The sequence below is a fragment of the Fictibacillus sp. KU28468 genome (assembly GCF_026153615.1).
GTDB classification, from domain to species: domain Bacteria; phylum Bacillota; class Bacilli; order Bacillales; family Fictibacillaceae; genus Fictibacillus_C; species Fictibacillus_C marinisediminis.
Genome location: NZ_CP110666.1, coordinates 3,119,763 through 3,143,053, shown reverse-complemented (window position 1 = coordinate 3,143,053; position 23,291 = coordinate 3,119,763). Strand labels below are relative to the sequence as shown.

The window sequence follows — 23,291 nt, the reverse complement described above, 5'->3', positions numbered from 1 at the left end:
TTGTTTCTAGGTCTTTATGTACAATTTTTTTAAAGCGCTTGCAAGGGACAAGAAATCGGGTATAGAGTGGTAGTATTTTTCAAATTTTTGTAAGGAGGCTAAAGTGTATGAGCATGAAAAAATCGTTGATCTGTTTTTCGGCAGCAGGATTTCTTGCACTGCAAGCTTTACTCCCAACCGCAGCGAGCGCATCGTCCTGTGTAAAATCAGAAAAAGCGAATGTGGCGGATCCCATATCCCGGCCACGTCATTAAATACGGGGATCGTGGTTCTGATGTCAGGAAAGTACAAACACATCTAAACAAAAATAGAATCCGGATTACGGTGGATGGAATCTTTGAAAAGGTGACGTCAGAAAGTGAAGCAGTTTCAATACTATCGCTATCTTAAGACAGATGGGATAGTAGGTCCTTCCACATGGAATGCTCTCTATCACACGCCAGTCCCCTATCCGGGGCACACCATTAAGAAAGGTGACCGAGGCATGGATGTGACATGGATTCAGGCACGTTTAAACGATGCGGGCGGTTCTATTAAAATTGATGGCATCTTTGGATCGAAAACAGAAGCGAAAGTAAAGGAATTTCAACAAAAACATCACCTTGCAGTCGACGGTATCGTTGGCCGGGAATCATGGGAAGTGTTGTTTAATTACGAGGAGTAGGAGATAAAAAATGAGGCATCAGGAGAACAGATCCTGATGTCTTTTTTTGGTGGGAAAATCATAGCCTCAATGTAGGGAGGAAGGGATTGCGGATGTTCTGGCGAAGAATTAACCAGGATATGAAACCCTTTGTGGAGAATGAATGATGACAGTAGCCGTAAAAGAATTACCGGAACATGAAGTTGCGTATGTCAGACGAGTCGGGTCTTATTTTGAGCCGCCAGAGCATTGGGGTAAATTGTTTCAGTGGGCGTTCGGCAATGAGCTGTTTCCTCCGCAGCAGCAGTTTATCGGAATCTCGCTTGATAATCCCGAGCTGGTAGAAGATCAAGAATGCCGTCATGATGCCTGTGTGACGATTCCAAAAGATTTTCAAAAAGAAGAGCATCCTGATGATTCATTTAAGAGATTGGATGGCGGATCATATGCTGTGTACTCCTTTTATGACACACCGGGTAAATTGAATCAGGCCTATCAGTTTATGTTTGCAGAGTGGCTGCCTGCCAGTGAGTATGAGCCGGATTTTTCACGTCATAATTTAGAGTTTAACCTGAATAATCCTGCAGAGGATCCGGAAGGGAGATGCAAGGTAGAACTGTTTGTTCCCATCAAAAAATGCGGGTGAGGAAGGTGGAGCATGAAGCTTAACCATTTGAATCTATGTGTGAAAGATTTAGCAGAAGCACAGCATTTTTTTGAACACTTCTTAGGATTTCAAACTAAAGCGCAAAGGAGCGATGTGAGTAGGGTTATGGATGATGGTGAGGGATTTCTGCTGGTATTGAGCAGTATGGGAGAAGAGCCTCCCAAGTATCCGAATGGTTTTCACGTTGGCTTTTATGTAGAAACGAGCGAAAAAGTGGATGAAATGTATGAACAGCTAAAAGCTGCAAAGGTTTCTGTTGGCAATCATCCGAGAGTGATCCGTGGTGGGTATACGTTTTATTTTCATGCGCTGGACGACATTATGTTTGAGGTGACGAGCTCTCAGTAGCTGCATCTGAAAAGGAGTGGTAGCTTGTATATTCCTAAGCCCTTTGAAATAAACGATGAAGAAATGATGTTTGATGTTATCGAACAATATAGTTTTGCCACGGTCATTTCTCAGCATGAAGGTGTTCCTTTTGCCACACATCTTCCCTTGGTGCTAGACCGTGAGAAACGTATGCTTTATGGCCATTTTGCCCGTCCGAATCATCAGTGGAAAGATATTGAACAGCAGAAGGTCCTTGTTATCTTTCAAGGACCTCATTGCTATGTTTCTCCTTCCTGGTATGAGACCCGGGAAGCGGTTCCGACCTGGAATTATGTAACCGTCCATGTGTATGGGGAAATCCAGTTTATACAGGATGAGCAAGAGATGGCTGAAACCCTCTTTAGCATGGTGAAGCAATATGAGGACCCTGAGAGTTCTTATGATGTTAACGATTTGGACCCACATTACATATCAGGGATGCAGAAAGGGATTGTAGGATTTAAGCTTGCCGTTACGAGTATGGAGGGAAAAGCAAAATTGAGTCAAAACCATCCATTAAAACGGCAGCAAATGGTGATGGAGAACCTGAATAAGCAGCCTGGTGAAAACGAGAGACGGATTGCTGAGCTGATGAATGAAAATCTCAAACAAGCTTCAACAAATCGGCAAGAATAAAAGGCGGGGAAGCTCTGTGTTCTTTCAAAATGGAAAGCTAAGCGTACGGCAGCTCGCGTATGAAGATCGGTTCGTATTGGCTAAGTGGCTTTCGGATCCATCTGTCCTGGAATTTTATGAAGGCAGGGACCGCCCTCACGATGTCTATAAAGTGATACAGAAGTTTTTTAAAAAAGAAGACGAGACGGTTGGCTGTATTGTTGAGTACGATGGAATAGACATTGGATACATTCAATTTTATAAACTGGATGATGAAGCAAAACATGCATACGGATACCGTGATGAAACGGTATATGGGATGGATCAGTTCCTCGGGGAAGCTCGTTATCGTGATAGAGGGATTGGGACAGACTTGGTGGCCGGGATGCTGGAGTACCTAGTAAACGATAAGCAGGCTCAGGTCATTATTATGGATCCGCAAACCTGGAATAAAAGGGCCATTCGGTGCTATGAGAAATGTGGATTTAAAAAAGTAAAAGTACTGGCTGAACATGAGTGGCATGAAGGAAAGTACAGGGATTGCTGGCTTATTGAGTTCCGGCCGGATAAGGAGGAAGTATCATGAAGACGCTGTTTCGTTACAACTGGCAAGTCAGGGAGGATTGGTACAAATGGTGTGAGGGTGTTCCTGAAGCTGAACTACTAAAAGTTCGTACAGGCGGTGTGGGAGGCATCTTACATACGCTCTTTCATATCATCGATGTCGAGTGGAGCTGGATTCGTGGATTACAGGAAAAACCTGATTTTCAGGAGACTTTTGATGGATATCAATCCCTTGAAAAAGTCAGAAAACTGGACGCCGAGTTTAAGCCTGAAGTGGAAAATTTTGTTCTTGCCTGGAACGACAGTATGGAAGAACGAATTTTGCATGATACCCGACCTGATGGAAGGAAAGTGACATTCACCCATGGAGAAATCATGCGCCATGTGATCGCCCACGAAATCCATCACATTGGACAATTGTCGGTTTGGGCGAGGGAGATCGGAACGAAACCAGTAACTGCTAACCTGATTGATCGGGGACTGCACATAACAATTCAATAGGTAAACATGAAAGGGGCTGTCCTGAAAGTCGAAAATTGACCTTCAGCAGCTCCTTTTTGGCTTGAAAATCTTCAATGAAAAGTTGATTGAAGTGGAAGGTGCGAGACTCCTCGAAAATGAACTTCACATTTTCTTCGTGCGATAAAAAGCTGCCGGAGCCTTCCTTGTCCTGCGGGACTAGCGTGACAGGTGAGACTCCTGCAGGCGCTTGCGCCAAAAAGTAGGCGTTCACGCCGGTAAGGCTCACCGCACGCCCCGCGAAAGTAGGCGTTTACGCCGGTAAAAGCGAGCAACCTGGAGCGGAGATCAACAGCTACCAGACTTCTTGGACAGCCCCTTTTTTATGTTGACTCTTTCATAAGTACATTTACCTTTCCAAAGTATGATTACGAGCCGCTTTAAAAGATTTTTGACACATATATTAGTTATTGCTAATATCATATTAATATATATATTAGTTTACTCTAATATATGAATGGGGGCTATTGGTATGCAATTGATCGAAATTGATACAAAGGTAAAATTTCTGCGTGGTTTCGCTGATAAAACAAGAATTCAAATATTAGAAGCGTTAATGGATGAAGAAAAAACTGTATCTCAAATCGTAGAAGCAATCAACGGAAATCAATCCAACATATCACAACATCTCGCCTGTCTTAAAGGTTGTGGCATTATTGTAGGAAGACAGGAAGGAAGATATTGTTATTATAGTATCCGCAACCAGCAGATCCATGAACTGCTTAACATGTTTAACGTTGTTCTTGCCGACGTTCAAAATGATGTCGCCTGTTGTGACAGTCATATAGATTAGGAGTGATTCATATGTCAAACCAATGCTCCGGCTCTGATAAAAAGCCACAAACGAAAAAGGATAGCTGCTGTTCAGGTGGGGAAGCCACAAATGCAATAGCCAAGGAGAAAACAACCAGCTGTTGTTCTTCTGAGCCACAAATAAAAGAAACGGATATTGTACCTTCCCTTGCTGGTGAAAAAATAGAGTTTAGAGTCCAGGGAATGGATTGTCCTGCTTGTGCAAAAACCATTGAAAAAGGGATTCGCTCACTAAAAGATATTAAAGAAGTCCATGTAAATTACAGTACCGCGAAATTGCAAGTTGTCGCAGATCATCTCTCTGCTTTTGATTCCATCGAGAGCCAAGTGAAGAAGCTCGGCTATACTGTGGAGCCGATTAATGAGAAAAGAAAACTTAAGACCTACACGGTAGAAGGAATGGATTGCGGTAGTTGTGCTAAAAGTATCGAAAATCATTTAAACCTGCACTCTTCTGTTCAAAGCGTAAATGTTAATTTTTCGACGGGAAAAATGAAAATTGAACATACAAATAGTCCAGAAGAAATCGTTTCAGAAGTTTCTAAGATTGGGTTTAAAGCTACGTTAGATACTAGCCGTACAGCAAGTCAGCCTGTACAAAAGAAGAATGAAAATAGTTTGCTCATTGTTTCAGGCCTGTTGATTGCCCTTGGTTTTGCTGGTTCCTATACAGGTGTATCCACATTGATGTCCTCGATCCTCTATGCTGTTGCCATGATTCTGAGTGGCTATAAACCTGTGAAAAGTGCCTGCTATTCGTTAAGAAGCCGTTCTTTAGACATGAATGTATTAATGTCAGCTGCAGCAATTGGAGCAGCTTTTATTGGTGAGTGGCTGGAAGGTGCCACTGTGGTTTGGTTATTCGCATTGGGGAACGTATTGCAGAATAAGTCCATTGAACAAACAAGAAATTCGATTCGCAATCTTATGGATCTAGCTCCTCCAGAAGCCTGGGTTCAAGCTGGCTTAGATGTTGTTAAAAAGCCCGCAGAGGATATCTCGATTGGTGATGTCATTATTGTTAAACCAGGTGACAAGATTCCTTTGGATGGAGAGGTGTTTAAAGGGGAATCCAGTGTTAATCAAGCTCCGATTACAGGTGAATCCATCCCTGTTGATAAAAAATCTGGAGACAACGTGTATGCAGGAACCATTAATGAACATGGAACGCTTGAGATCAAGGTAACAAAGCTAGTCGAAGATACGACTATTTCCAAAATCATTCACTTGGTGGAAGAAGCTCAGGAGCAAAAAGCACCAACTGAAGCCTTTATTGATAAATTCGCAGCCATTTATACGCCGATTGTATTTGGATTTGCATTACTTATCATGATCCTTCCGCCTTTATTAACATTAGGAACGTGGGGTGATTGGTTTTATAAAGGGCTTGAATTATTGGTGATTGCTTGTCCATGTGCACTGGTCATCTCTACTCCAGTGGCCATTGTGTCAGCCATCGGAAATGCTGCAAAGAATGGGATCTTAATCAAAGGTGGGACCTTCTTAGAAAAAGCGGGTGCCATCACAGCTATCGCGTTTGATAAAACAGGAACCTTAACTGAGGGTAAACCAAAAGTATCAAAAGTTGAAGTGCTGGAAGGTACAGAAGAAGAACTGTTATCCATCGCCTTCACATTAGAGAACTATTCCACTCATCCAATCGCTAAAGCCATTGTGGATTACGCGAAGTCCCAAGGGATTTCTTCTAAAGAAGGAGAGTTATATAAAAGCATTGTTGGGAAAGGCGTCCAAGCCGCGATTGATGGAGTGAATTATTACGCAGGAAACCTGACTCTATTTAAAGAAATGACGGTCTCACTGGAGCAGCTTAACGTACTGGAGCTGCAGAACCAAGGGAAAACGATTGTGATCCTTGGTACGGAACAAAAGATCATTGGTTTGATTGCCGTGTCGGATACGATCCGAGAATCCACCATCTCTTCGTTAAAAGCATTAAAAGAAAGAGGAATACGCGAGACCATCATGTTAACGGGGGATAACGAAGGTACCGCTAAAATAATTGCCTCTGAAGCAAATGTGAGTCGTTACTTTGCTGAATTATTGCCAGAAGATAAAGTAACCGCAATCAAGAAGCTGCAAAGCGAAGGTTACAAGGTAGCCATGGTCGGTGATGGAATTAATGATGCCCCTGCCCTGGCTGCCGCTGATCTAGGAATTGCGATGGGCGGAGCGGGAACGGATACTGCCATGGAGACCGCGGACATCGTTTTAATGGCTGATAATCTTGATAAGCTGCCTCATACCATGAAATTGAGTAAAAACGCGTTATCCATCATCAAGCAAAACATTTGGTTTTCCATCATCATAAAGGCTCTTGCATTAGGATTGATATTCCCTGGCGTGCTTACGCTATGGATGGCAGTTTTAAGTGATACAGGGGCAGCATTAATCGTTATTTTGAATGCTTTAAGGCTATTAAAGGATAAAGAATGAATATGTCGAGATGACATAATTTAAACCATTGAGACGATTCTCAATGGTTTTTCTTTATATGGTAGGTGTAGGTGTTGGTTTTGCATAACCCTTCTCATATGTTTTATTGATGTTCTCTCTAATTTCCTTTATTGATTTTCCTTTGCTGTAATCCCTTACTGATTGTGCAGCGATTTCCAGACATACCCCACATTTTGTTCCGTGATCATCCCAAACTATTGCACCGTTCTTTTTATTTTCATGGACGAAGCAATCGTAATTATTTTTATGGTTTGCTTCTACTCCACAGCCGCAGTAACAAGGAATCTTCTCCAGGAGCTCTTTATGTTTAGCAGCAGCCTGATAAATTACCTGTATCTCTTTTGGCTGTTTCATCAAAAAGGAAGGCAACGATTCAACTTTTCCTGTTTCCTCTCTAATATCGGAGGTTTCATGAGATTGTGATTGTTCATGATCTTGATGATTTTTTTCACTTTTTTGGGGTTCTTTATTGGAACAGGCGATTAGAAGAGATAAGGAGAGTAAGACAACAAGTGATTTTATTTTCATTACAATTCTCCTTTATAATAGATTAGATTACTCTGTCATTTTAAATGAAAAAAGGCGACTGCACATAGCTGTTCACAATAAATACATAAATGTAAACAACTCCATCCTGTGAAATCATGGTGCATTCTTTTTAGCCTTAACAAGAAAAACTGCCTTCATTTTTTTATAAAGTGAGGACATATGTCCTTTCCCTCATGCGTGGCTTTCCCTGATAATGAAAAATGTAAATTAAACAGGGGAGAGATTCGATGAAAGGAATACTTTTTGCGTTGTTCGGAGGTATCTTCATTTCGCTTCAAGGTGTGGCCAATTCCCGGATCGGCCAGGATATTGGCACATGGCAAGCGGCCACGGTTACCCAGATGACAGGATTTATTTTAGCGATGATCCTCATGATTTTCTTCAGAGACCGGACCTGGCAAAAATTCAAACTTGTGAAACCGCTGTATTTGTTTGGGGGAACGTTTGCTGCTGTCGTGATTTTCAGTAATGTGACAGCCATCCATAAGGTAGGTGTGACCCTGACCATCTCTGCTCTCTTGATCGCTCAGTTAAGCGTTGCTTTTTTAACAGACAGCTGCGGCTGGTTTGGAACGGCGAAACAGAGAATGAGGATGCCGCAGTTCATCGGAATTGGTATGATGATTACAGGTGTGCTGATTTTAAGCATGTGATAATCGCCTGATGGAGGTTTCGCTATGAAAGAAATCAATGATCGTGAGCTGCTTGAATTATATTTAAGTGATCATCAAATAGAATCTATATTTCGTTCGCAATTGATGCCGTATTTGAAGTTGTATCATTTCAAGCCGGGTGAGCTCATCTGTTCACAGGGAGAACCCGCACAGTATCTTTATGTACTGGTGAAGGGGAAGGTAAAAGTGTACACCACCTCACCAGAAGCCAAAACACTCATTCTTTCGTTTAAAACACCGCTTGAAGTGATCGGGGACATTGAATATGTACGGGGTACAGATACGGTGAACACAGTGGAGGCTGTATCTCCTGTCACGATGATCGGTATTCATCATCGCTGGCTGAAAAAATACGCTCGTGATGATTCAGCGTTCCTGAATTTTTTATTGGAAATCATTACGGAAAAATTCTATGTGAAATCCAATTCTTTACGCTTTAATCTGCTCTATCCGGTGGAAGTTCGTCTGGCGAGTTATCTCTTGTCGGTCTCGTTTGATGAATCGGATTCCTTATTAACGGGACAGCACAGTACCCGAAGCTTGAAAGATGCTGCGAATTTGATCGGAACGAGCTACAGGCATCTGAACCGGGTCATCCAGCAATTTTGTGCAGAAGGATTGGTTGAACGGAACAGCGGAGGAATTCTTGTAAAAGATCGGGAAGGCTTGCGGGCATTGGCCAACGACAATATCTATGAATAAGGAGTAGAAGAGTTATGCTTTTAGGGATCATTTTTGCGCTGATTGCAGGAGCGCTCGTCGGCCTGCAAAACATTTTCAATAGTAAGGTCAATGAACACGCGGGATCCTGGGCAACGAATGTCTTGGTTTTGGGACTGGGATTCATTGCATCACTGACGCTTGGTTTGATCTTTGAAGGGAAACAATTATTCCATCTGCACCATATGCAAACGTGGTATTGGTTCAGCGGTGTGATCGGAGTAGGAGTGGTGACCTGTGTGGTGCAGGGGGTCAAACGGCTCCGGCCAACGATTGCTATCTCCATTGTCCTGGCATCACAGCTTGGATTTGCCCTGTTTTTGGACTCAGTGGGCGCCTTAGGCTTGGACCCGGTGCCTTTTACCTTTAAGGAGCTGATTGGAGTGCTGATCATCATCGGAGGCATCATCGTTTTTAAATTCAGCGGTGAGCAAGAGACTCAGCAATCGCAGAAAGCCTCATGAAAACTTACCAAACACTGTTATTTGATGTTGATGATACGCTGTTGGACTTCGGTGCGGCAGAGAGCACAGCCCTTCACATGTTGTGTGAAGAGCAGCAGATTACGTTTACCTCAGAACTGGAAAGCCTTTATAAGAAAATAAACCAGGGGCTTTGGCAAGCATTTGAAGAAGGGGAAATCGAACGGGACGAGGTCCTTAACACTCGCTTTTCTCTTTTATTAAAAGAGTACGGCCATGAGGCGGATGGGCTTTTGCTTGAAGAAATCTATCGTGGATTTTTAAGTGAAGGGAACCAGCTGATCGAAGGAGCATTGGAATTGATCACAGTGCTGCAAGATCGTTTTGATCTATATATTGTGACAAATGGTGTTTCCAAAACACAAGACAAACGGTTGAGAAGTTCGGGGCTGCATCCACTGTTCAAAGGGATTTTTGTTTCCGAGGACACGGGGTTTCAAAAGCCAATGAAAGAGTACTTTGATTATGTTTTTGCACGGATCCCCGATTTTTCTCAAGAACAAGGATTGATCATCGGTGATTCCTTAAATGCGGACATGAAAGGCGGACAGCTGGCCGGGATTGATACCTGCTGGTTTAATCCCAAAAAGAAAACCAACCATACGGATATGGTTCCGACCTATGAAATACAGAAGCTTGATGAGCTGTATCAGATATTGGGATAAAACTAGGCCAACCGGATTTTTCTGGTTGGCCATTTTTAATTTCAAGGAATCTGCCGTTCGGATGGATAAGAAGAATAGATCCCTTTTATCGAGTTAATAATTTGTAACAGCGGCTATATGGGTTTTAATTCATGTAAGGTACACCTTACTAAGGGATGCCATTTTGACTGGCAACCCGTTTTTTAAACCCATCCGAAAAGGTAGTTTATGCTGTTTTGATTTCTTTTTGAGTTTTTGATTTGAAAAAGATTTTCATCATAGGTGGTGTAACAATAGTAGTCACAAGAACTACGACAACAATGACAGCAAACATGTCTTGGCTCAATAGCTTTGATTCTAGACCAATAGCGGAAATTATTAACGCTACTTCACCACGAGAGACCATGGCGGAACCAATTCCGAGTGAACTGTTCCAGCTGAATCCAGCTGCTTTTGCTCCTATTGAAGCTCCGATTAATTTGGTTAGGACCGCGATTAAACTAAGGGCTGCGATAAGACCTATATTTTCCTTAATTCCTGAAAACTCTGCTGTAATCCCAATAGAGGTAAAGAAAATAGGAACAAAGAGAGAATATCCGATCGTTTCAACTTTTTCAAAAACCTCTTGTTTGAAGTTGGTCACGCTAACCGCTACTCCGGCGATGTACGCACCAATGATCGCCGCAACTCCTGTATATTCTGCGAAATAGGCAAAAACGAAACAAATAATCAGAGCGGATGAAATCACCGTTTCTGTGACTTTTAATAAAGAAAACTTGTTTAAAAAGTTAGGGACGACCTTCCATCCTACAAGAATAGCTCCTGCGAAGAATAAAAGTTTCTTAAGAATAACCGTTGTTAAATTGACATCTCCTCCAGCAAAACTCATTAAGAATGCCAAAGCGATGATAACGACTACATCATCAATCACAGCTGCACCCAAGATTGTTGTTCCTTCAGGTGTTTTTAATTGGTTCATCTCCTTGAGTGCCTGAACAGAAATACTTACGCTTGTTGCAGAAAGCACAAGCCCTAAAAATACAGCTTCCAATACGGATAGGTGTAATGCCATTCCTGCTAAATATCCTAAAACAAGGGGAATAATGATACCACCAAAGCCTACTAATGTGGATGCTTTACCTGTCCTTTTAAACTCATCCAGATCCGTTTCCAACCCAGCAATAAACATTAAGAAGATCACACCGATTTGGCTAAATTCATTTAACGACTCTGTCTCGTTCACCAATCCCAATGGTCCAAGAACAATCCCAATGATAAGTTTTCCAAGAACTGAAGACTGTCCTAATCTTACACTCATGCTTCCCGCTATTTTGGAAGCAATTAAAATAATGGCGATTTGCAGTATTAACATGTGAACAACCACCTTTCATTTTTTAGTTAAAAACAAAAAAAGAGCCTGTTACCAAGGGCATAAATATCCCTTGGTGACAGGCTCCTCCAAGTCGTACGATTTATTTTGTTAAATCCATTATACCATATTTGCGGAAAAAATTTAAGTGTTTTAATGCAATTTCCAGTTTGTTCCGTCATACTAGAGGGACAACGAATTTGTGATCGGACAAGGAACCTCTTAACGATCAGCGGGTCGGAGATGAATCAAATCATCAGAGAATACGAAGCCTTTTAACGTGAAATACTCCAAAATGAATCTGAGGTGTGAACAATGAAGAAAAAAATTGGACATATCACCATCCTTGTTAAAGATTTTGATGAGGCGGTTGCTTTTTATACGAATCAGCTGGGATTTGAACTATTAACTAATGTAGCATTTGGCAATGGACACAGATGGGTTACAGTAGCTCCCTCAAAGGAATCAGAGACCGCCATCGTTTTTGTGAAGGGTGATACGCCGGATAAAGCTGAAAGAATCGGCAGCCAGGCCTCCAATCATGTCTTCTTAGTCATTCAAACGGATGATTGTTTACGTGATTATGAAGAAATGAAGAAAAAAGGGGTGAGCTTTCTAGGCGAACCGAAGGAAGTTCCTTGGGGAATTGAAGTCGTTTTTGAAGATCTATATGGCAACCGATTTGATCTTCTGCAGCATAATGGCATGTAAGAAAGAACTTCCCGTGTTGGAAGTTCTTTTAATTTTTTACTTGGTCGATGGCGATCACAATGAAAACAGCGAGCACATGGCATCCGGCGAGTAATGCATAAAAAGATCCTCTCAATCCGTCTATGAATAGGTGAACAATGGGAAAGAGAATCGTGATACATCCGAAGACCATTATAATGATACCGATTCGACTAGCCAATTTCTTTTCATTACGAGGAAAAAAAGTCTGCCGGTAACCAGCAACGAATGAAGCGGTACCTGAACATTTAATCATCCATCCCACAAATAAAATGAGTACACCGATTGCAGCTACACCGAGAGATTTCAAAAGCATTCACTTAATCCCTCCACCTTTATTTTTCCATATTATAACATTATTTCGGGGTTATGCCTTTTAGAAAAGAGGGGTTTTCGCATCTCTTAAAGAAAGGATAAAGAAAACATTCAAAATGAAGGGGAATTTCGATGAACAACGCAGCACTACGCTGTATGGAAGATCTTGTTTTCATGAAGCAGCTTCACATATTCGAACAGCCCGATGTCATTTTATATCATCCCGGACATTTTCCGGAATTAAATGAACAGCTGCTCTCCTTTTATGAAGAAAAAGGAGCAGAGCTGATCCTGATTCCTGGGGTTTATAACTCGTTCTTGAAACAAAATGAATATAATTACTATGCTCCTCTTTTATCAAAAGCGGGAATTCGTGAGGATCGACTGGTGGCCATACCAAACCGGAATGAAGCCAAAGGCGTAGAGAGTGTCATTCACTCTGCTTTTGAATTCTTAAATTCTACTCCTTGTCGAAACGTTCTGTTGGCCGGAAAGTCTTTCTTCTGTCGCCGTTTTTACCTTCTATCTTCTTTGTACGCAAGTGATGATAAAGTATTAGATGTTTTGCCTCTGCAAGATAATCGAGAAATTGTCCCTGAAAAATGGACTTTGAGTGAAAAAGGAAGGGCAAGGGTACTCAACGAGGTTGAACAGTTGGCCTACATAAGTAATGAGAAGCTATCAAAGCAGTTAGAGGAGATGAGCAAATGAAACGTGTAGATGTGGTTTATGTTTTATTGTGGGACGAACGAGCGGATAACATCTTAATGGTGAAGAACAGAGGGGAAAAAGGTTCCTATTATACGCTTCCCGGAGGAGCAGTAGAGGAAGGGGAAACCCTTGAACAGGGTGCTGTCCGTGAAGTGAGAGAAGAGACGGGCCTGGAGGTAGAAGTAGAGAACGTATTTGGAATATCAGAGGCCTTTTTTGAAGAAAGTAGGCATCATGTGATTTTCTTTACGTTCCTCGGTAAAATAACCGGTGGTAAGATTGGGACCCTTTGTCCTGATGAAATCGAGGAAGTTGCATGGATGGATTATATGGAAGCAGAGCCATATCTATATCTTCCGGATGGTGTAAAAGAAAGGATCAAATCCAATCGTTCCATCTCCTATAGTCAGCGAGGAACCGTCAGAAGCTAAAAAAGAAGTGCAGTATCCAAGCAAATAAGGACAATTATTTGATGAAAAAGAAGCTTTCTCGAAGATGAGGGGAAGCTTTATTTTTTTTTGAGGAGCATGCTTTGTTTTTAACGTGCAGATAACGTGTTTGAATACTGATTTTTGAGTTTACATGCGGGTTTGTATGGTTTACTGTCCACTTTGCTGAGCTTACGTGCCGTTTTTCAGAGTTTACAGTCTGCTTTTTGCGCTTTACGTGCCAGATCAAGCATGTTACATGCCAAACACATCATCCCGCCCCATGCCCCATACCAAATAAGAGCCAGGAGAAAATTCTCCAGGCTCTTATTTCAACTTATTTTGAAACAGGAAGGACGGCGCCTTTGTATTCTTTTTCAATAAACGTTTGGATCTTTTTAGAATGAAGCACTTCAACCAGGGTTTTAATGGCTTTCTTGTCTTTATCTCCTTGGCGGACAGTGATGATGTTGGCAAATGGAGAATCAGGCCCTTCTAGTGCGATGGAATCTTTCTTTGGATTAAGTCCTGCATCGATGGCATAGTTCGTGTTGATGACGATAGCATCTCCTTCATTGTACTGATAGGCCTTTGTAAGAAGAGCTGGCTCGATGTCAGCCTTAAATTTAAGTTTCTTTGGATTTTCAACAATGTCTTTCAGCTGTGCTTTGTACCCGACGCCTGATTTAAGCTTGATCAATCCTGCTTTTTCAAAGATAGAAAGGATTCGGCCATGCTCAGCTACTGAATTGCTCAGAATTACTTTTGCACCGTCCGGCAAATCTTTTAGTGATTTGTATTTTTTAGAGTAAACGCCCATTGGTTCAATGTGAATGGCTCCGGCGTTTTCGAATTTATAGTTTGGATTTTCTTTCAATTGCTGCTCCAGGTAAGGAATGTGCTGGAAGTAGTTAGCATCGATCTCTTTATTGGCCAGCGCTTTGTTTGGCAGAACGTAATCTTGGAATTTAACGATCTTCAGGTCAATTCCTTTTTTCTTCAGCAAAGGAACCGCTTCTTTTAGAATGACAGCGTGCGGTACATTTGAGGCACCGACAGTTAATTTTTCTATCTTTTTCCCATCGCCGCTCGTGCTAGATGATCCGCATGCCGATAATGCTGCTGCGATCAATACTCCCAGTAATAATAATCCCCATTTTTTTAATTTCATTGATTCCCCAACCCCCATTTTCATTTTTTGATAGTACTACACTGTCTTGAGAGCATGGAGTTAAACCAAAAGCCCTCAATCTCAAAAGAGATAGAGGGCTTCCGAATAAATCCGTTGACCTCTCATCTCTCAGCTTTCGCTGTTAGATTTAGCACCGTTTCCATACTGGTGATTCAGCATGAATGGTTGCCGGGCTTCATAGGGCTAATTCCCTCCACCTGCTCTTAATAAGAGTGTACTCATATCAAATTACTTTGTATTATGGCAGGGATTCAAAATAATGTCAATTCCTTTTTTTCTTACAGAGCCATTGTAAAAATATATTTATGGGTGTTTGTGTCGGAGCTCTTCAAGAAAAAGCGAACCTCTCGCAATCCACTGTATCCAATTCAAAATCCACCATGCGCAGCGTTCCTTTCCTTGTTTCTGCCATCTATCATAGCGAATTTGGGGCATGTTCTCCAATTAAGTTGCCCTATTTGTAAAAAAATGCAGACAAAACATGTGGAAGAAGATATCATTACAGTATGATCTACACGGCATAAGGAGGTACGAAATATGTCATCTGAAAATAATGGGCAGCCTAAAAAGCTGAGCTATCAGGAAGCGATCAAGCAAAAGCTGGCTGAAAAAAAGCAGCAGCAGGCTAACGGAAAGCTTTCTACAAACCCGGTTAAATCAACCAAACAAATGAAAAGCCAGCAGACGAAAAAGGCCAACAACCAGCACCGTCGCACTGGCGTTTAACTGTCACTATGAAACCCTTATATGAGGGTTTTTTTGTTTACTTAGAAAGGAGTCCTCATGAATATAATAAAACCAATTTTTCACCAGCTGGAGGTAGCCAACCATTACATTCTAAAAATTTTAGAAATCATGGAAGAAAGCGACCTGGAACTTTCGCTGGGAGCGGAGAAAAGAACGTTACGGGAACTGTTAGCCCATCTAGCCGTGATCTATAAAGCGGACTTTATGATCTTGAATGGGGCCACTCAGCAGGAGATGGAAGAGTTCTATGAAAAGCATCACCCCCAGACCATTGCGGAAATAAAGGAGATGCTTCTTGTTCATTTTGCTTTTTTAAAAGAAAAGACGGCGTGTTTTTCGAATGAAGATTGGTCTGTTGTGACAACTTCGTGGTGGGGAGTGTCCTATTCAAGATATGAATGGATGCTGGAAATTCTCGGACATGTCTATCACCATAGAGGTCAGCTGCAGACGGTACTCGCCATAAATAGCAGAGACCCGAAAATTCAACTGTTTGAATAACATCAAACTTTAATTCGCCTGGAAAGATAAGCTCACCATTCCATTTTCAATAACATATCATAAGGTAGCGGTGTATGAGGACGAGCATTTCTTCTTGCATTGACTACCCTTTTTAAGTTGGCGGTTTTATGAAATTGAAAACGAGTACGAAAAAAGATTACCGCTGGCCGTCTGATGTTGCGATCGTCATCATCGGAGTCCTATTTAAACTTTTATCCAATATGGTGACAATCGGCCCGAACTGGCCGGTCATTGTCATTGCTTTTATCCTTTATATTCCTTTGCTTTACGCAGTTAGTTCTGAACATGATCTATGGTCGAGGAAATTTGCGATTCTTCGGGTTTTAGTTCTTACTTTTGCCTTGATGAGCAGCATGGTGGACTTGGTGTATTCTTTATTTTTTGGCATGCCGAGTGCCAGTGAATTATTTCAAAGTGCTGGTCTATTGTGGGCAGCGAACGTGCTGATTTTTGCGATCTGGTATTGGGAGATCGACAGAGGGGGGCCAATCCGGAGAAATTCAAAAAATCCAGGGAAGCCTGAATTTGGTTTTCCTCAGATGATGTCCTCTCTGCCAGAGTGGGAAGGGTGGAAGCCTAATTTCCTAGATTACTTATTTGTAGCCTTTAACACAAGTGTTGCTTTCAGTCCGGCGGATACGGCTGTATTTTCCCGGCGGGCGAAACTCCTGATGATGACACAATCGGTGATCTCACTTGTTGCGCTCGTTGTACTGGCGGCACGGGCAATTAATATCGTGTAAGGGATGGTGAATGCCATCCTTTTTTAAGTTTATAAAATGGCCAGGTGCCGCAGTATCTACACGAGCGTCCTATGTTTACCAAAAAGATCAACTCGGTCTAAAGCGGGTATCGGCTTCCATTGTCCCACAGGGTCTTAAGATTTCAGAACAGGTAGAGGACGACCGCTTTACTGCTCATACGCATGCTCATAACAAGCAGATGGGTCAAATAAAGGAGAAAGTAAAACAGTAAATGGGCTCAGAAACACAAAAGCGTAAAGTTGCTTTTGTGTTTTTTTTGAATAGTTATTCGAAATATATTGAATAAATAGTTCGTTAAATTTAGAATATATAGTAAGAAACTATAAAAGGGGGATGGAAAGTCTTGAAACACCTTTTATCCGCACAGCCCGCAGAAAAAGTCCAAGTGGCACTAGAATCTTCATCTGTATGGGAAGTCATACTTGGTATTGCCGGTTATACCTACGCTCAATTAAGGCATTCCTTTGATTTGGACGAGCAATGGAAAGATTGGAAAGGGGAAATGAACAGTACGCTTATTGAGCATCTGAAACAAATCCAAGAAACGAACTTGTGGTACGGAATGCTCCTGCTGCAAAACCGTTGGGACGCGAACACCCTTCATGAATTTTCGAATCAACTGCAGAACATGACAGAGGAAGGATTTTATGAAATACTCCTGCCCTATAAAAATCGGGAAGCCGAAGCAACTCGAAAGGAGACCGCCCTAAACTTTGGCCATAAGAACCGTTTTACAGAATATGCTGCGTACTTTGAAGCGCACGATTACTTGGAAGGCTATGTTCGATTGCTGGGAGAGCGGCCACGCGTTGAGTTAAGTTCGCTGATGTTATCCGCGATGGAAGAGTGGCATGGCTTTATAAGTGCAAAGCCAGCTTGGGAAAAATGGATGCAGGCACTTGCCCATGAAACAAGACAAATCGTGAAATATGAAGAGCCATTGGAAGAGATTGAACGAATTACAGGCGGCGTTAAGTATATTCCTGAACCATCAGTGTGGTACATAAAGCTTGTTCCCCATGTTTCTTACCGGCCATGGGTTCTGCAATTACGGACACCTGACACCATGCTTTTCTTTTATCCGGTAAACGAAGAATATTTAACCGAGCCAGGGGTTCCGTCCATAGAGCTGATCCGGGGGCATAAAGCGCTCGGGGACGAGTTTCGATTGAAACTTCTTTTTCTGCTTCAAAAAGGTCCATTATCACTGCAGGAATTGAGCGGACAGTTTCACATGTCAAAAACGACACTTCACCATCAGCTTTCCCTTTTAAAAGCCGCGAAGTTCGTTAGTGTTGAAAAAGGGATCTATTCGGCAAATGTGAAACAGATCCAGTCTTTTTCGGAAAGATTAATCCAGTACTTGGGAAAAGAAGAATGAAAAGCTACTCGAGGTCGTTTAAAGCGCTTTGGACCGGAGAGATGGTATCTGAATTTGGAGGAGCAGCAGGGGGCATCGTCAACGGATTGCTTCTGTATGAACTGACCGGCTCAAAAGAATGGATGGGAGCATTGTGGCTTGTTTACTTTCTACCTTCTCTAGTGCTGCAGGGAATCAGTGCTCCTTTTTTAAATCACGTGATAAAAGAAAAAGTGCTCCGAAACATTCAGCTCATCCGCATGGGTGCTTACTTGCTGCCGCTGATAGGATCACTGCTCCATTCGCATGCGGGGACCATTTTAGGACTTGCCATTCTGCAATGCTGCTTAGGATTGCTGCAGCCGATCTATGCCAGTCTGTCGTTTTCTCTTTTGCCTGAAATCTGCAAAAAAGAGGAGCTGGCAGAAGCGAATGGATTGCTTGATGGAACGATACGGCTGATGAGTTTTCTTGCGCCTGGCGTAACTTCATTATTGCTGCTGATCAGTCCTGTGCCTCTTATTTACGCACTGTCTTCTTTCTTGTTTCTCGTTAGCTATTATGCCCTTTCACGAATACCGCCGCTTGAACAAAAAAGAGCAGCGGTGTGGACTAAACGATTTTGGTGGTCAGAGATGAAGCAGGGGTATCAGAACTTTTTTCAGTATCCATATCTCTTGAGGCTGACCCTTCTTTCATCAAGTGTCCAATTTGCTGTAGGAGCTGCCATGGTCCTAAGTGTTCCTCTGATTCGGAGTGAACTCAATGGAGAGAGGTGGGAGTATGCTGTTTTTTCAGGAGCTTTTCCGATCGGCTATGCGCTGGGGACCGTCCTAATAAAGCGAATTCCAAAATCGCCATGGACGATGTATTTTGGACTCGTAACTGGAGGGATTTCCTTCCTTCTTCTTTTCGTGGTGACGTCGATTCCAGGGGCATGGATGTGCGAGTTGTTTGGTGGAATGGTATTCCCGCTGTTCAACGCTCAAAGTGCTGCTAATTTCCAGAAGGAAGCTCCCCGAGAGCGATTGGCCCAGTTAAGTGCCGTCCGCTTGCTGTTCATGAGAGCCACGATGCCTTTGGGGATCTTATTTGCTTCTTCAGCATTCCTTCATCTCTCCATACGCCAGACTTTTGGTGTGATTGGAACGGTTATTGTCTTGCCCGGTTTATTTTTTCTGATCAAGGAAAGTGGAAGGATACATTCTTTAAATAAACAAAAGGGGCTGTCCTGAAAGTCGAATATTGACCTTCAGGCAGCTCCTTTGACGTGAAAAATCTTCAATGAAAAGTTGATTGAAGTGCAAGGTGCGAGACTCCTCGAAAATGAACTTCACATTTTCTTCGTGCGATAAAAAGCTGCCGGAGCCTTCCTTGTCCTGCGGGACTAGCGTGACAGGTGAGACTCCCGCAGGCGCTGGCGCCAAAAAGTAGGCGTTCACGCCGGTAAGGCTCACCGCACGCCCCGCGAAAGTAGGAGCTCGCGCCGGTAAAAGCGAGCAGCCTGGAGGGGAGATCAACAGCTACCAGACTTCTTGGACAGCCCCATTTATTGCTCTGGGAGATCCTCCACATATTTACCATAATCGGGAATGGCAATCTTATCAAAATCTCGTGCTAATCTTGTGAGATTTTGTGAGAGCCATTCTCCTTTAACCGGGCGCCCATGTCCTGTAACTGCCATTGCGGGGTGCAACGACTCCAGTTTTTTCACTGATTGCCAGGCTGTCATCCAGTCAGGGGTAAAATAGCGGGGTGGTCCGCTGATCTCCAGTTCCTGTATGATGACGCTGTATAGGTCCTCTTGTTTTACGGTGATGAAAGCATCCCCGGCGATCAATGCCTTGTCAGAATCCCGAAACAAGGAAATATGGCCGTCAGTATGGCCAGGTGTATGAATCCAGCGCCAACCAGGCATTTCGGGAACTGATCCATCTTCAGGGAGAGCGGTTACTCGTTGATCCAGGTCAATTGATTCGTGCGGGAAAAGAAAGGACATTTTTGCCACCATACCACCATCCACAGAAGGATCTGGCTCTTGATAATCTTTCTTCCCAGTGACATAAGGCAGCTCAAGACGGTGGGCATAGACAGGGACATCCCACTTTTTCAAAAGGCCAATGATGCCGCCGATATGATCGAAATGGGCATGCGTGAGAATGATGGCTTTCGGCCGTGCACCTTTTCCGAAGCGCTCTTCAGCCTCATAGATGATTTTTTCGGCCGAATCAGGCATACCGGCATCGACCAGTACCCAATCTTGCCCGCTTTCAGGCTTTCCGATAAAACAAAGATTAACGATCTGGTTGGTATAGCTGTAGATATCGGGTGCGAGTTCTATTCCTTCACCAGAAGTGACCGAGCTGACTGGAATGTATTTATTCGTAGAAGCACTGCCCTCCACATGATCCATACTGAAGATCCTCCGTTCCATTTTTTCTCTACTCGTATAGGGTTTTCAATACGGTATAATTTATGCGGGAATCCCTTATTGCCCAGAGCATGAAAGTGGAAAAAACAGCAGAATAAATGTACCTTTGAAGAGGGAACAGGAGGACTGAACATGAAAAAGTTAAAAGGACGGATACTGATTATGACATCCGTACAGGCGGAAAAAGAAGCCGTTCTTCGCGGATGGCATGATCCCCGAGTGGATGTTGTACTGGCAGGTGTTGGACCTGTTGCATCTGCCATCAATACGATGAAGGCATTAAACGCCAATACATATAATCTTGTCATTAATGCAGGAATTGCCGGTGGTTTTGCCAATAGAGCTGACATTGGTTCACTGGTGATCTCAAATGAAATTGTCTGTGCCGATTTAGGTGCTGAATCTACCGATGGCTTCCTCAGTCTGGACGAGCTGGGATTTGGTTCTTCAACTAGAGTTGGAGTGGATGAAAGGTTCGTACTGGCTATATCATCTGCACTGTCAAAAGCTGGTCTAATCGCACAAACAGCACCTATTCTTACTCTTTCAAAGGTGACAGGGACCACAGAAACGACTGAAGAATTAATGGAACGGGAACCGGAAGCCGCAGCTGAAGCGATGGAAGGATACGGTGTGGCATTGGCGGCACAGGAGTATAATCTGCCGGTGCTCGAAATCCGGGCGATCTCCAATACGGTAGGTCCTCGTGATCGTGAGGGATGGCGGATAAAAGATGCGCTGATATCCCTTGAATCAGCAAGTAAAGTTTTAATGGAGGTATTATAAATGAGTAAAATGAGCATCGCCTTTTCACCATGCCCGAATGATACGTTTGTGTTTCATGCATTGGTCCATGGAATGGTGCCAGGCACACCGGAATTTGATGTGACCTATGCCGATATTGACATTACAAACGGATGGGCTGCCCGACAGGAGGGGCCAGATATACTAAAGATTTCGTATGCTGCACTTCCTTGGGTGCTGGATCATTATGATTTGATTCCTTGCGGAGGAGCACTTGGACGAGGCTGCGGCCCGCTTGTTCTTGTGAATCAAAATGGCGAAGTAAGTCCGGACATGCTGTCAGGAAAAAGGGTTGCCGTGCCGAGCGAACGTTCTACGGCTTATTTGCTGTTCCGCCTATGGGCAGCTCAAAATGTACCAGGCGGAATTGGAGAAACAGTCGTAATGCCGTTTGACCAAATCATGCCGGCTGTTAAAGAAGGTAAGATTGATGCTGGCCTCGTCATTCATGAAGCCCGTTTTACCTATCAAAATTATGGCTTGAACCTGTTGGCCGATATGGGTAACTGGTGGGAAGAGGACACTGGGCTGCCGATACCGCTCGGTGCGATTATTGCCCGCAAGTCGATGGATATTAAATCAATCACGAAATGGATTCGTTCCTCAGTTGCCTATGCGTGGGACTCTCCAGAAGCGTCAAGAGAATATGTCATGCAGCATGCAAGCGAACTATCACTCGATGTAGCTCAGCAGCACATCAACCTCTATGTGAATGAATTTACCGCTGATTTAGGCGAAAAGGGCTATGAAGCGATCATTTCTTTGCTTAATCGCGCGGCGAAAGAAGGTCTTGTACCGGAAAGAAACTATTCCACACTTTTAAAAATGAAGAACTAAGCTATGAATTCACTAAACATCGATTTTCATAAAACAGCGCTCGTCATTATCGATCTTCAAAAAGGGATCGTCAAATTCCCTGGCGGACAAGAGGTAGTGGAGAAGGCTGCTGAATTGGTGAAGCTGTTCCGCCAAAAAGAGGGATTTATATCGTTCGTGAACGTGGAGTTTCATGATGGAAAAGATGCATTGAAACCGGCGATTGACAAGCCTGCTGCTTCTGCTGAACGCCCTGCTGACTGGGCTGAGTTTGCACCTGAACTTGGTGTTAAGGACAATGATTACGTCGTCACGAAGCGCCAATGGGGAGCTTTTTTTGGTACGGATCTTGATCTTCAGCTCAGGCGCCGCGGAATTGACACCATTGTGCTCTGCGGGATTGCCACCAACATCGGTGTTGAAAGTACGGCGAGAGAAGCCTTCCAGTTTGGATACAACCAAGTTTTCATAACGGACGCGATGGTTGCGCTCAGCCAGGAAGAGCATGACGCATCCTGCCGCTTTATTTTTCCGAAAATCGGTAAGGTAAGGACGCTGGATGAATTTTTGAAACACACTCACGTGAACTGAAAAGAAGGAAGGATTTCGGTCCTTCCTTCTTTTTTAATGGCTGTTTTCGTAACCTTTGTTACGCCATTTGCTTATCACCCCAGGTAAGATACTGCTCTCAGTATGAGACGAGGGAAGAAAAATATGTAATAGATGAAGCTCAAGATGAAAGGTAACGATCGTTCAAGAATAAGACCTGTACGTGATGAATATCCATACTGTATAACGAGAGAGAGAGAATCTATGGACCGAGAAGGAACAACCAATCCGGGTGACATTGCCCTGAAAGAAGGCTATCGAATCGAAGCGGCTGTAAAAGGGTTACAGCATCCAATCAGTTTATTATTTACGGCAAGAGGAAGGCTTATTGTCGGGGAAGCAGGTGTGGCAACAGGTTCAGGCAGAGTGATAGAAGTAACTAGACAGGGAAATAAAGTCATCGGGCAAGGAACGGCTACCAATTCAGGAGTAGTCGGGAAAGACTCAGGATGCTTGAAGGAGTTCAGGTATTTTCATGATTATCCGGGCCAGGATATTACGTTGAACGGACAAAACTTTAAAGTTTAGATCATAGCTGTCTCCTCACATATTTTTTTAGGATAAACCATGTGATTTCCAGCCAGGCCAAACTATATCCCCACGTGAAAAGCAATAGGTACAGCCAAAGATAAAAGTTGCCGGTACTGTGGAATGCGGGCCCGAATAGAGGAAATTGAAATCCGATCAGCATGATGCAAATTCCAGAAATAAGACAAATGGAACCAGTGGTTACAATCAAAATACGTCTTTTAAAAAAAGT

33 protein-coding genes and 1 riboswitch are annotated in these 23,291 nt (G+C 43.1%); of the genes, 26 read left to right on the top strand and 7 right to left on the bottom strand.

Going from position 1 to position 23,291, the window contains the following annotated elements:
• Positions 1-103 precede the first annotated feature (103 nt).
• The 7 genes from OKX00_RS16410 (at position 104) to OKX00_RS16380 (ending at position 3,359) form a co-directional block, all read left to right on the top strand.
• A complete protein-coding gene (locus tag OKX00_RS16410) occupies positions 104-301 on the top strand; it encodes a hypothetical protein (protein WP_265408052.1) in 198 nt (65 codons plus the stop codon).
• A gap of 57 nt (positions 302-358) precedes the next feature.
• Entirely contained in the window at positions 359-664 is a 306-nt protein-coding gene (locus OKX00_RS16405; RefSeq protein ID WP_265408051.1) for a peptidoglycan-binding domain-containing protein, read from the top strand.
• Between the two features lie 145 nt (positions 665-809).
• Positions 810-1,289, top strand: a complete 480-nt coding sequence (locus OKX00_RS16400) for an AraC family transcriptional regulator (protein ID WP_265410566.1) — start codon at positions 810-812, stop codon at positions 1,287-1,289.
• A gap of 12 nt (positions 1,290-1,301) precedes the next feature.
• Positions 1,302-1,658, top strand: a complete 357-nt coding sequence (locus tag OKX00_RS16395) for a VOC family protein (RefSeq protein ID WP_265408050.1) — start codon at positions 1,302-1,304, stop codon at positions 1,656-1,658.
• Positions 1,659-1,682: 24 nt separating this feature from the next.
• The gene (locus OKX00_RS16390; RefSeq protein WP_265408049.1) at positions 1,683-2,315 is read left to right on the top strand and encodes an FMN-binding negative transcriptional regulator; all 633 of its coding nucleotides are present in this window, start codon (positions 1,683-1,685) and stop codon (positions 2,313-2,315) included.
• A gap of 16 nt (positions 2,316-2,331) precedes the next feature.
• Positions 2,332-2,880 carry a GNAT family N-acetyltransferase gene (locus tag OKX00_RS16385; RefSeq protein WP_265408048.1) on the top strand — a complete coding sequence of 183 codons (549 nt, stop codon included), beginning with the start codon at positions 2,332-2,334 and terminating at the stop codon, positions 2,878-2,880.
• Complete coding sequence (locus OKX00_RS16380; RefSeq protein ID WP_265408047.1) at positions 2,877-3,359, top strand: DinB family protein; 483 nt, start codon at positions 2,877-2,879, stop codon at positions 3,357-3,359. Before OKX00_RS16385 ends, OKX00_RS16380 begins: the two co-directional genes overlap by 4 nt.
• On the opposite strand, the gene OKX00_RS16375 is transcribed toward OKX00_RS16380, so the two are convergent.
• Entirely contained in the window at positions 3,319-3,606 is a 288-nt protein-coding gene (locus tag OKX00_RS16375; RefSeq protein ID WP_265408046.1) for a hypothetical protein, read from the bottom strand. The two genes, OKX00_RS16380 and OKX00_RS16375, sit on opposite strands and share 41 nt — an antisense overlap.
• 243 nt (positions 3,607-3,849) lie before the next feature.
• Between OKX00_RS16375 and OKX00_RS16370 the strand changes: the two genes are divergently transcribed.
• Entirely contained in the window at positions 3,850-4,170 is a 321-nt protein-coding gene (locus OKX00_RS16370) for an ArsR/SmtB family transcription factor (RefSeq protein ID WP_265408045.1), read from the top strand.
• A gap of 11 nt (positions 4,171-4,181) precedes the next feature.
• Positions 4,182-6,644 carry a heavy metal translocating P-type ATPase gene (locus tag OKX00_RS16365; protein WP_265408044.1) on the top strand — a complete coding sequence of 821 codons (2,463 nt, stop codon included), beginning with the start codon at positions 4,182-4,184 and terminating at the stop codon, positions 6,642-6,644.
• Between the two features lie 54 nt (positions 6,645-6,698).
• On the opposite strand, the gene OKX00_RS16360 is transcribed toward OKX00_RS16365, so the two are convergent.
• The gene (locus OKX00_RS16360; protein ID WP_265408043.1) at positions 6,699-7,193 is read right to left on the bottom strand and encodes a PCYCGC motif-containing (lipo)protein; all 495 of its coding nucleotides are present in this window, start codon (positions 7,191-7,193) and stop codon (positions 6,699-6,701) included.
• 248 nt (positions 7,194-7,441) lie between these two features.
• On the opposite strand from OKX00_RS16360, the gene OKX00_RS16355 reads away from it, so the two are divergent.
• The 4 genes from OKX00_RS16355 to OKX00_RS16340 are packed head-to-tail and all read left to right on the top strand — an operon-like array spanning position 7,442 to position 9,755.
• A complete protein-coding gene (locus OKX00_RS16355) occupies positions 7,442-7,867 on the top strand; it encodes a DMT family transporter (RefSeq protein ID WP_265408042.1) in 426 nt (141 codons plus the stop codon).
• Between the two features lie 24 nt (positions 7,868-7,891).
• The gene (locus OKX00_RS16350) at positions 7,892-8,590 is read left to right on the top strand and encodes a Crp/Fnr family transcriptional regulator (protein WP_265408041.1); all 699 of its coding nucleotides are present in this window, start codon (positions 7,892-7,894) and stop codon (positions 8,588-8,590) included.
• A gap of 14 nt (positions 8,591-8,604) precedes the next feature.
• Positions 8,605-9,072: a DMT family transporter gene (locus OKX00_RS16345; protein WP_053355088.1), complete on the top strand. Its 468-nt coding sequence runs from the start codon at positions 8,605-8,607 to the stop codon at positions 9,070-9,072.
• The gene (locus OKX00_RS16340; RefSeq protein WP_265408040.1) at positions 9,069-9,755 is read left to right on the top strand and encodes a YjjG family noncanonical pyrimidine nucleotidase; all 687 of its coding nucleotides are present in this window, start codon (positions 9,069-9,071) and stop codon (positions 9,753-9,755) included. The genes OKX00_RS16345 and OKX00_RS16340 overlap by 4 nt, the downstream gene beginning before the upstream one ends.
• A 205-nt stretch (positions 9,756-9,960) precedes the next feature.
• Here the strand turns inward: OKX00_RS16340 and OKX00_RS16335 are convergent, their stop codons facing one another.
• Complete coding sequence (locus OKX00_RS16335; protein ID WP_265408039.1) at positions 9,961-11,106, bottom strand: cation:proton antiporter; 1,146 nt, start codon at positions 11,104-11,106, stop codon at positions 9,961-9,963.
• A gap of 312 nt (positions 11,107-11,418) precedes the next feature.
• Here OKX00_RS16335 and OKX00_RS16330 point away from each other — a divergent pair, with 312 nt between their 5' ends.
• On the top strand, positions 11,419-11,814 hold the full coding sequence (locus OKX00_RS16330; protein ID WP_256225314.1) for a VOC family protein: 396 nt from the start codon (positions 11,419-11,421) through the stop codon (positions 11,812-11,814).
• 28 nt (positions 11,815-11,842) lie between these two features.
• Here the strand turns inward: OKX00_RS16330 and OKX00_RS16325 are convergent, their stop codons facing one another.
• Positions 11,843-12,148, bottom strand: a complete 306-nt coding sequence (locus tag OKX00_RS16325; RefSeq protein ID WP_053355084.1) for a hypothetical protein — start codon at positions 12,146-12,148, stop codon at positions 11,843-11,845.
• Positions 12,149-12,279: 131 nt separating this feature from the next.
• Between OKX00_RS16325 and OKX00_RS16320 the strand changes: the two genes are divergently transcribed.
• On the top strand, positions 12,280-12,858 hold the full coding sequence (locus OKX00_RS16320) for a hypothetical protein (RefSeq protein WP_265408038.1): 579 nt from the start codon (positions 12,280-12,282) through the stop codon (positions 12,856-12,858).
• Complete coding sequence (locus tag OKX00_RS16315) at positions 12,855-13,289, top strand: NUDIX hydrolase (RefSeq protein WP_265408037.1); 435 nt, start codon at positions 12,855-12,857, stop codon at positions 13,287-13,289. Before OKX00_RS16320 ends, OKX00_RS16315 begins: the two co-directional genes overlap by 4 nt.
• Positions 13,290-13,623: 334 nt before the next feature.
• Here the strand turns inward: OKX00_RS16315 and OKX00_RS16310 are convergent, their stop codons facing one another.
• The gene (locus OKX00_RS16310) at positions 13,624-14,457 is read right to left on the bottom strand and encodes a MetQ/NlpA family ABC transporter substrate-binding protein (protein ID WP_062239571.1); all 834 of its coding nucleotides are present in this window, start codon (positions 14,455-14,457) and stop codon (positions 13,624-13,626) included.
• A 119-nt stretch (positions 14,458-14,576) separates the two neighbouring features.
• A riboswitch (SAM riboswitch) is annotated at positions 14,577-14,691 on the bottom strand.
• Between the two features lie 324 nt (positions 14,692-15,015).
• Here OKX00_RS16310 and OKX00_RS16305 point away from each other — a divergent pair.
• The 6 genes from OKX00_RS16305 to OKX00_RS16280 all read left to right on the top strand — a co-directional run bounded on the left by OKX00_RS16305 (position 15,016) and on the right by OKX00_RS16280 (position 19,106).
• Entirely contained in the window at positions 15,016-15,204 is a 189-nt protein-coding gene (locus tag OKX00_RS16305) for a hypothetical protein (RefSeq protein ID WP_062239573.1), read from the top strand.
• 57 nt (positions 15,205-15,261) lie between these two features.
• A complete protein-coding gene (locus OKX00_RS16300; RefSeq protein WP_265408036.1) occupies positions 15,262-15,726 on the top strand; it encodes a DinB family protein in 465 nt (154 codons plus the stop codon).
• Positions 15,727-15,854: 128 nt separating this feature from the next.
• On the top strand, positions 15,855-16,490 hold the full coding sequence (locus tag OKX00_RS16295; RefSeq protein ID WP_062239578.1) for a hypothetical protein: 636 nt from the start codon (positions 15,855-15,857) through the stop codon (positions 16,488-16,490).
• A 10-nt stretch (positions 16,491-16,500) separates the two neighbouring features.
• Positions 16,501-16,722 (top strand): hypothetical protein, encoded by a 222-nt coding sequence (locus OKX00_RS16290; RefSeq protein ID WP_265408035.1) that lies wholly within the window; start codon positions 16,501-16,503, stop codon positions 16,720-16,722.
• A 132-nt stretch (positions 16,723-16,854) separates the two neighbouring features.
• Positions 16,855-17,892 carry an ArsR/SmtB family transcription factor gene (locus tag OKX00_RS16285; protein ID WP_265408034.1) on the top strand — a complete coding sequence of 346 codons (1,038 nt, stop codon included), beginning with the start codon at positions 16,855-16,857 and terminating at the stop codon, positions 17,890-17,892.
• The gene (locus tag OKX00_RS16280; protein WP_265408033.1) at positions 17,889-19,106 is read left to right on the top strand and encodes an MFS transporter; all 1,218 of its coding nucleotides are present in this window, start codon (positions 17,889-17,891) and stop codon (positions 19,104-19,106) included. The genes OKX00_RS16285 and OKX00_RS16280 overlap by 4 nt, the downstream gene beginning before the upstream one ends.
• Here the strand turns inward: OKX00_RS16280 and OKX00_RS16275 are convergent.
• Both OKX00_RS16275 and OKX00_RS16270 read right to left on the bottom strand, forming a co-directional pair.
• Positions 19,080-19,391: a hypothetical protein gene (locus tag OKX00_RS16275; RefSeq protein WP_265408032.1), complete on the bottom strand. Its 312-nt coding sequence runs from the start codon at positions 19,389-19,391 to the stop codon at positions 19,080-19,082. The two genes, OKX00_RS16280 and OKX00_RS16275, sit on opposite strands and share 27 nt — an antisense overlap.
• 29 nt (positions 19,392-19,420) lie before the next feature.
• A complete protein-coding gene (locus OKX00_RS16270) occupies positions 19,421-20,284 on the bottom strand; it encodes an MBL fold metallo-hydrolase (protein WP_265408031.1) in 864 nt (287 codons plus the stop codon).
• A 150-nt stretch (positions 20,285-20,434) separates the two neighbouring features.
• Here OKX00_RS16270 and OKX00_RS16265 point away from each other — a divergent pair, with 150 nt between their 5' ends.
• The 4 genes from OKX00_RS16265 (at position 20,435) to OKX00_RS16250 (ending at position 23,059) form a co-directional block, all read left to right on the top strand.
• On the top strand, positions 20,435-21,088 hold the full coding sequence (locus OKX00_RS16265; RefSeq protein ID WP_265408030.1) for a futalosine hydrolase: 654 nt from the start codon (positions 20,435-20,437) through the stop codon (positions 21,086-21,088).
• A 9-nt stretch (positions 21,089-21,097) separates the two neighbouring features.
• Complete coding sequence (locus OKX00_RS16260; protein WP_265410565.1) at positions 21,098-21,943, top strand: 1,4-dihydroxy-6-naphtoate synthase; 846 nt, start codon at positions 21,098-21,100, stop codon at positions 21,941-21,943.
• Positions 21,944-21,946: 3 nt separating this feature from the next.
• Positions 21,947-22,513, top strand: a complete 567-nt coding sequence (locus OKX00_RS16255) for a hydrolase (RefSeq protein ID WP_265408029.1) — start codon at positions 21,947-21,949, stop codon at positions 22,511-22,513.
• A 144-nt stretch (positions 22,514-22,657) separates the two neighbouring features.
• Positions 22,658-23,059: a hypothetical protein gene (locus tag OKX00_RS16250; RefSeq protein WP_265408028.1), complete on the top strand. Its 402-nt coding sequence runs from the start codon at positions 22,658-22,660 to the stop codon at positions 23,057-23,059.
• Positions 23,060-23,291: the final 232 nt, after the last annotated feature.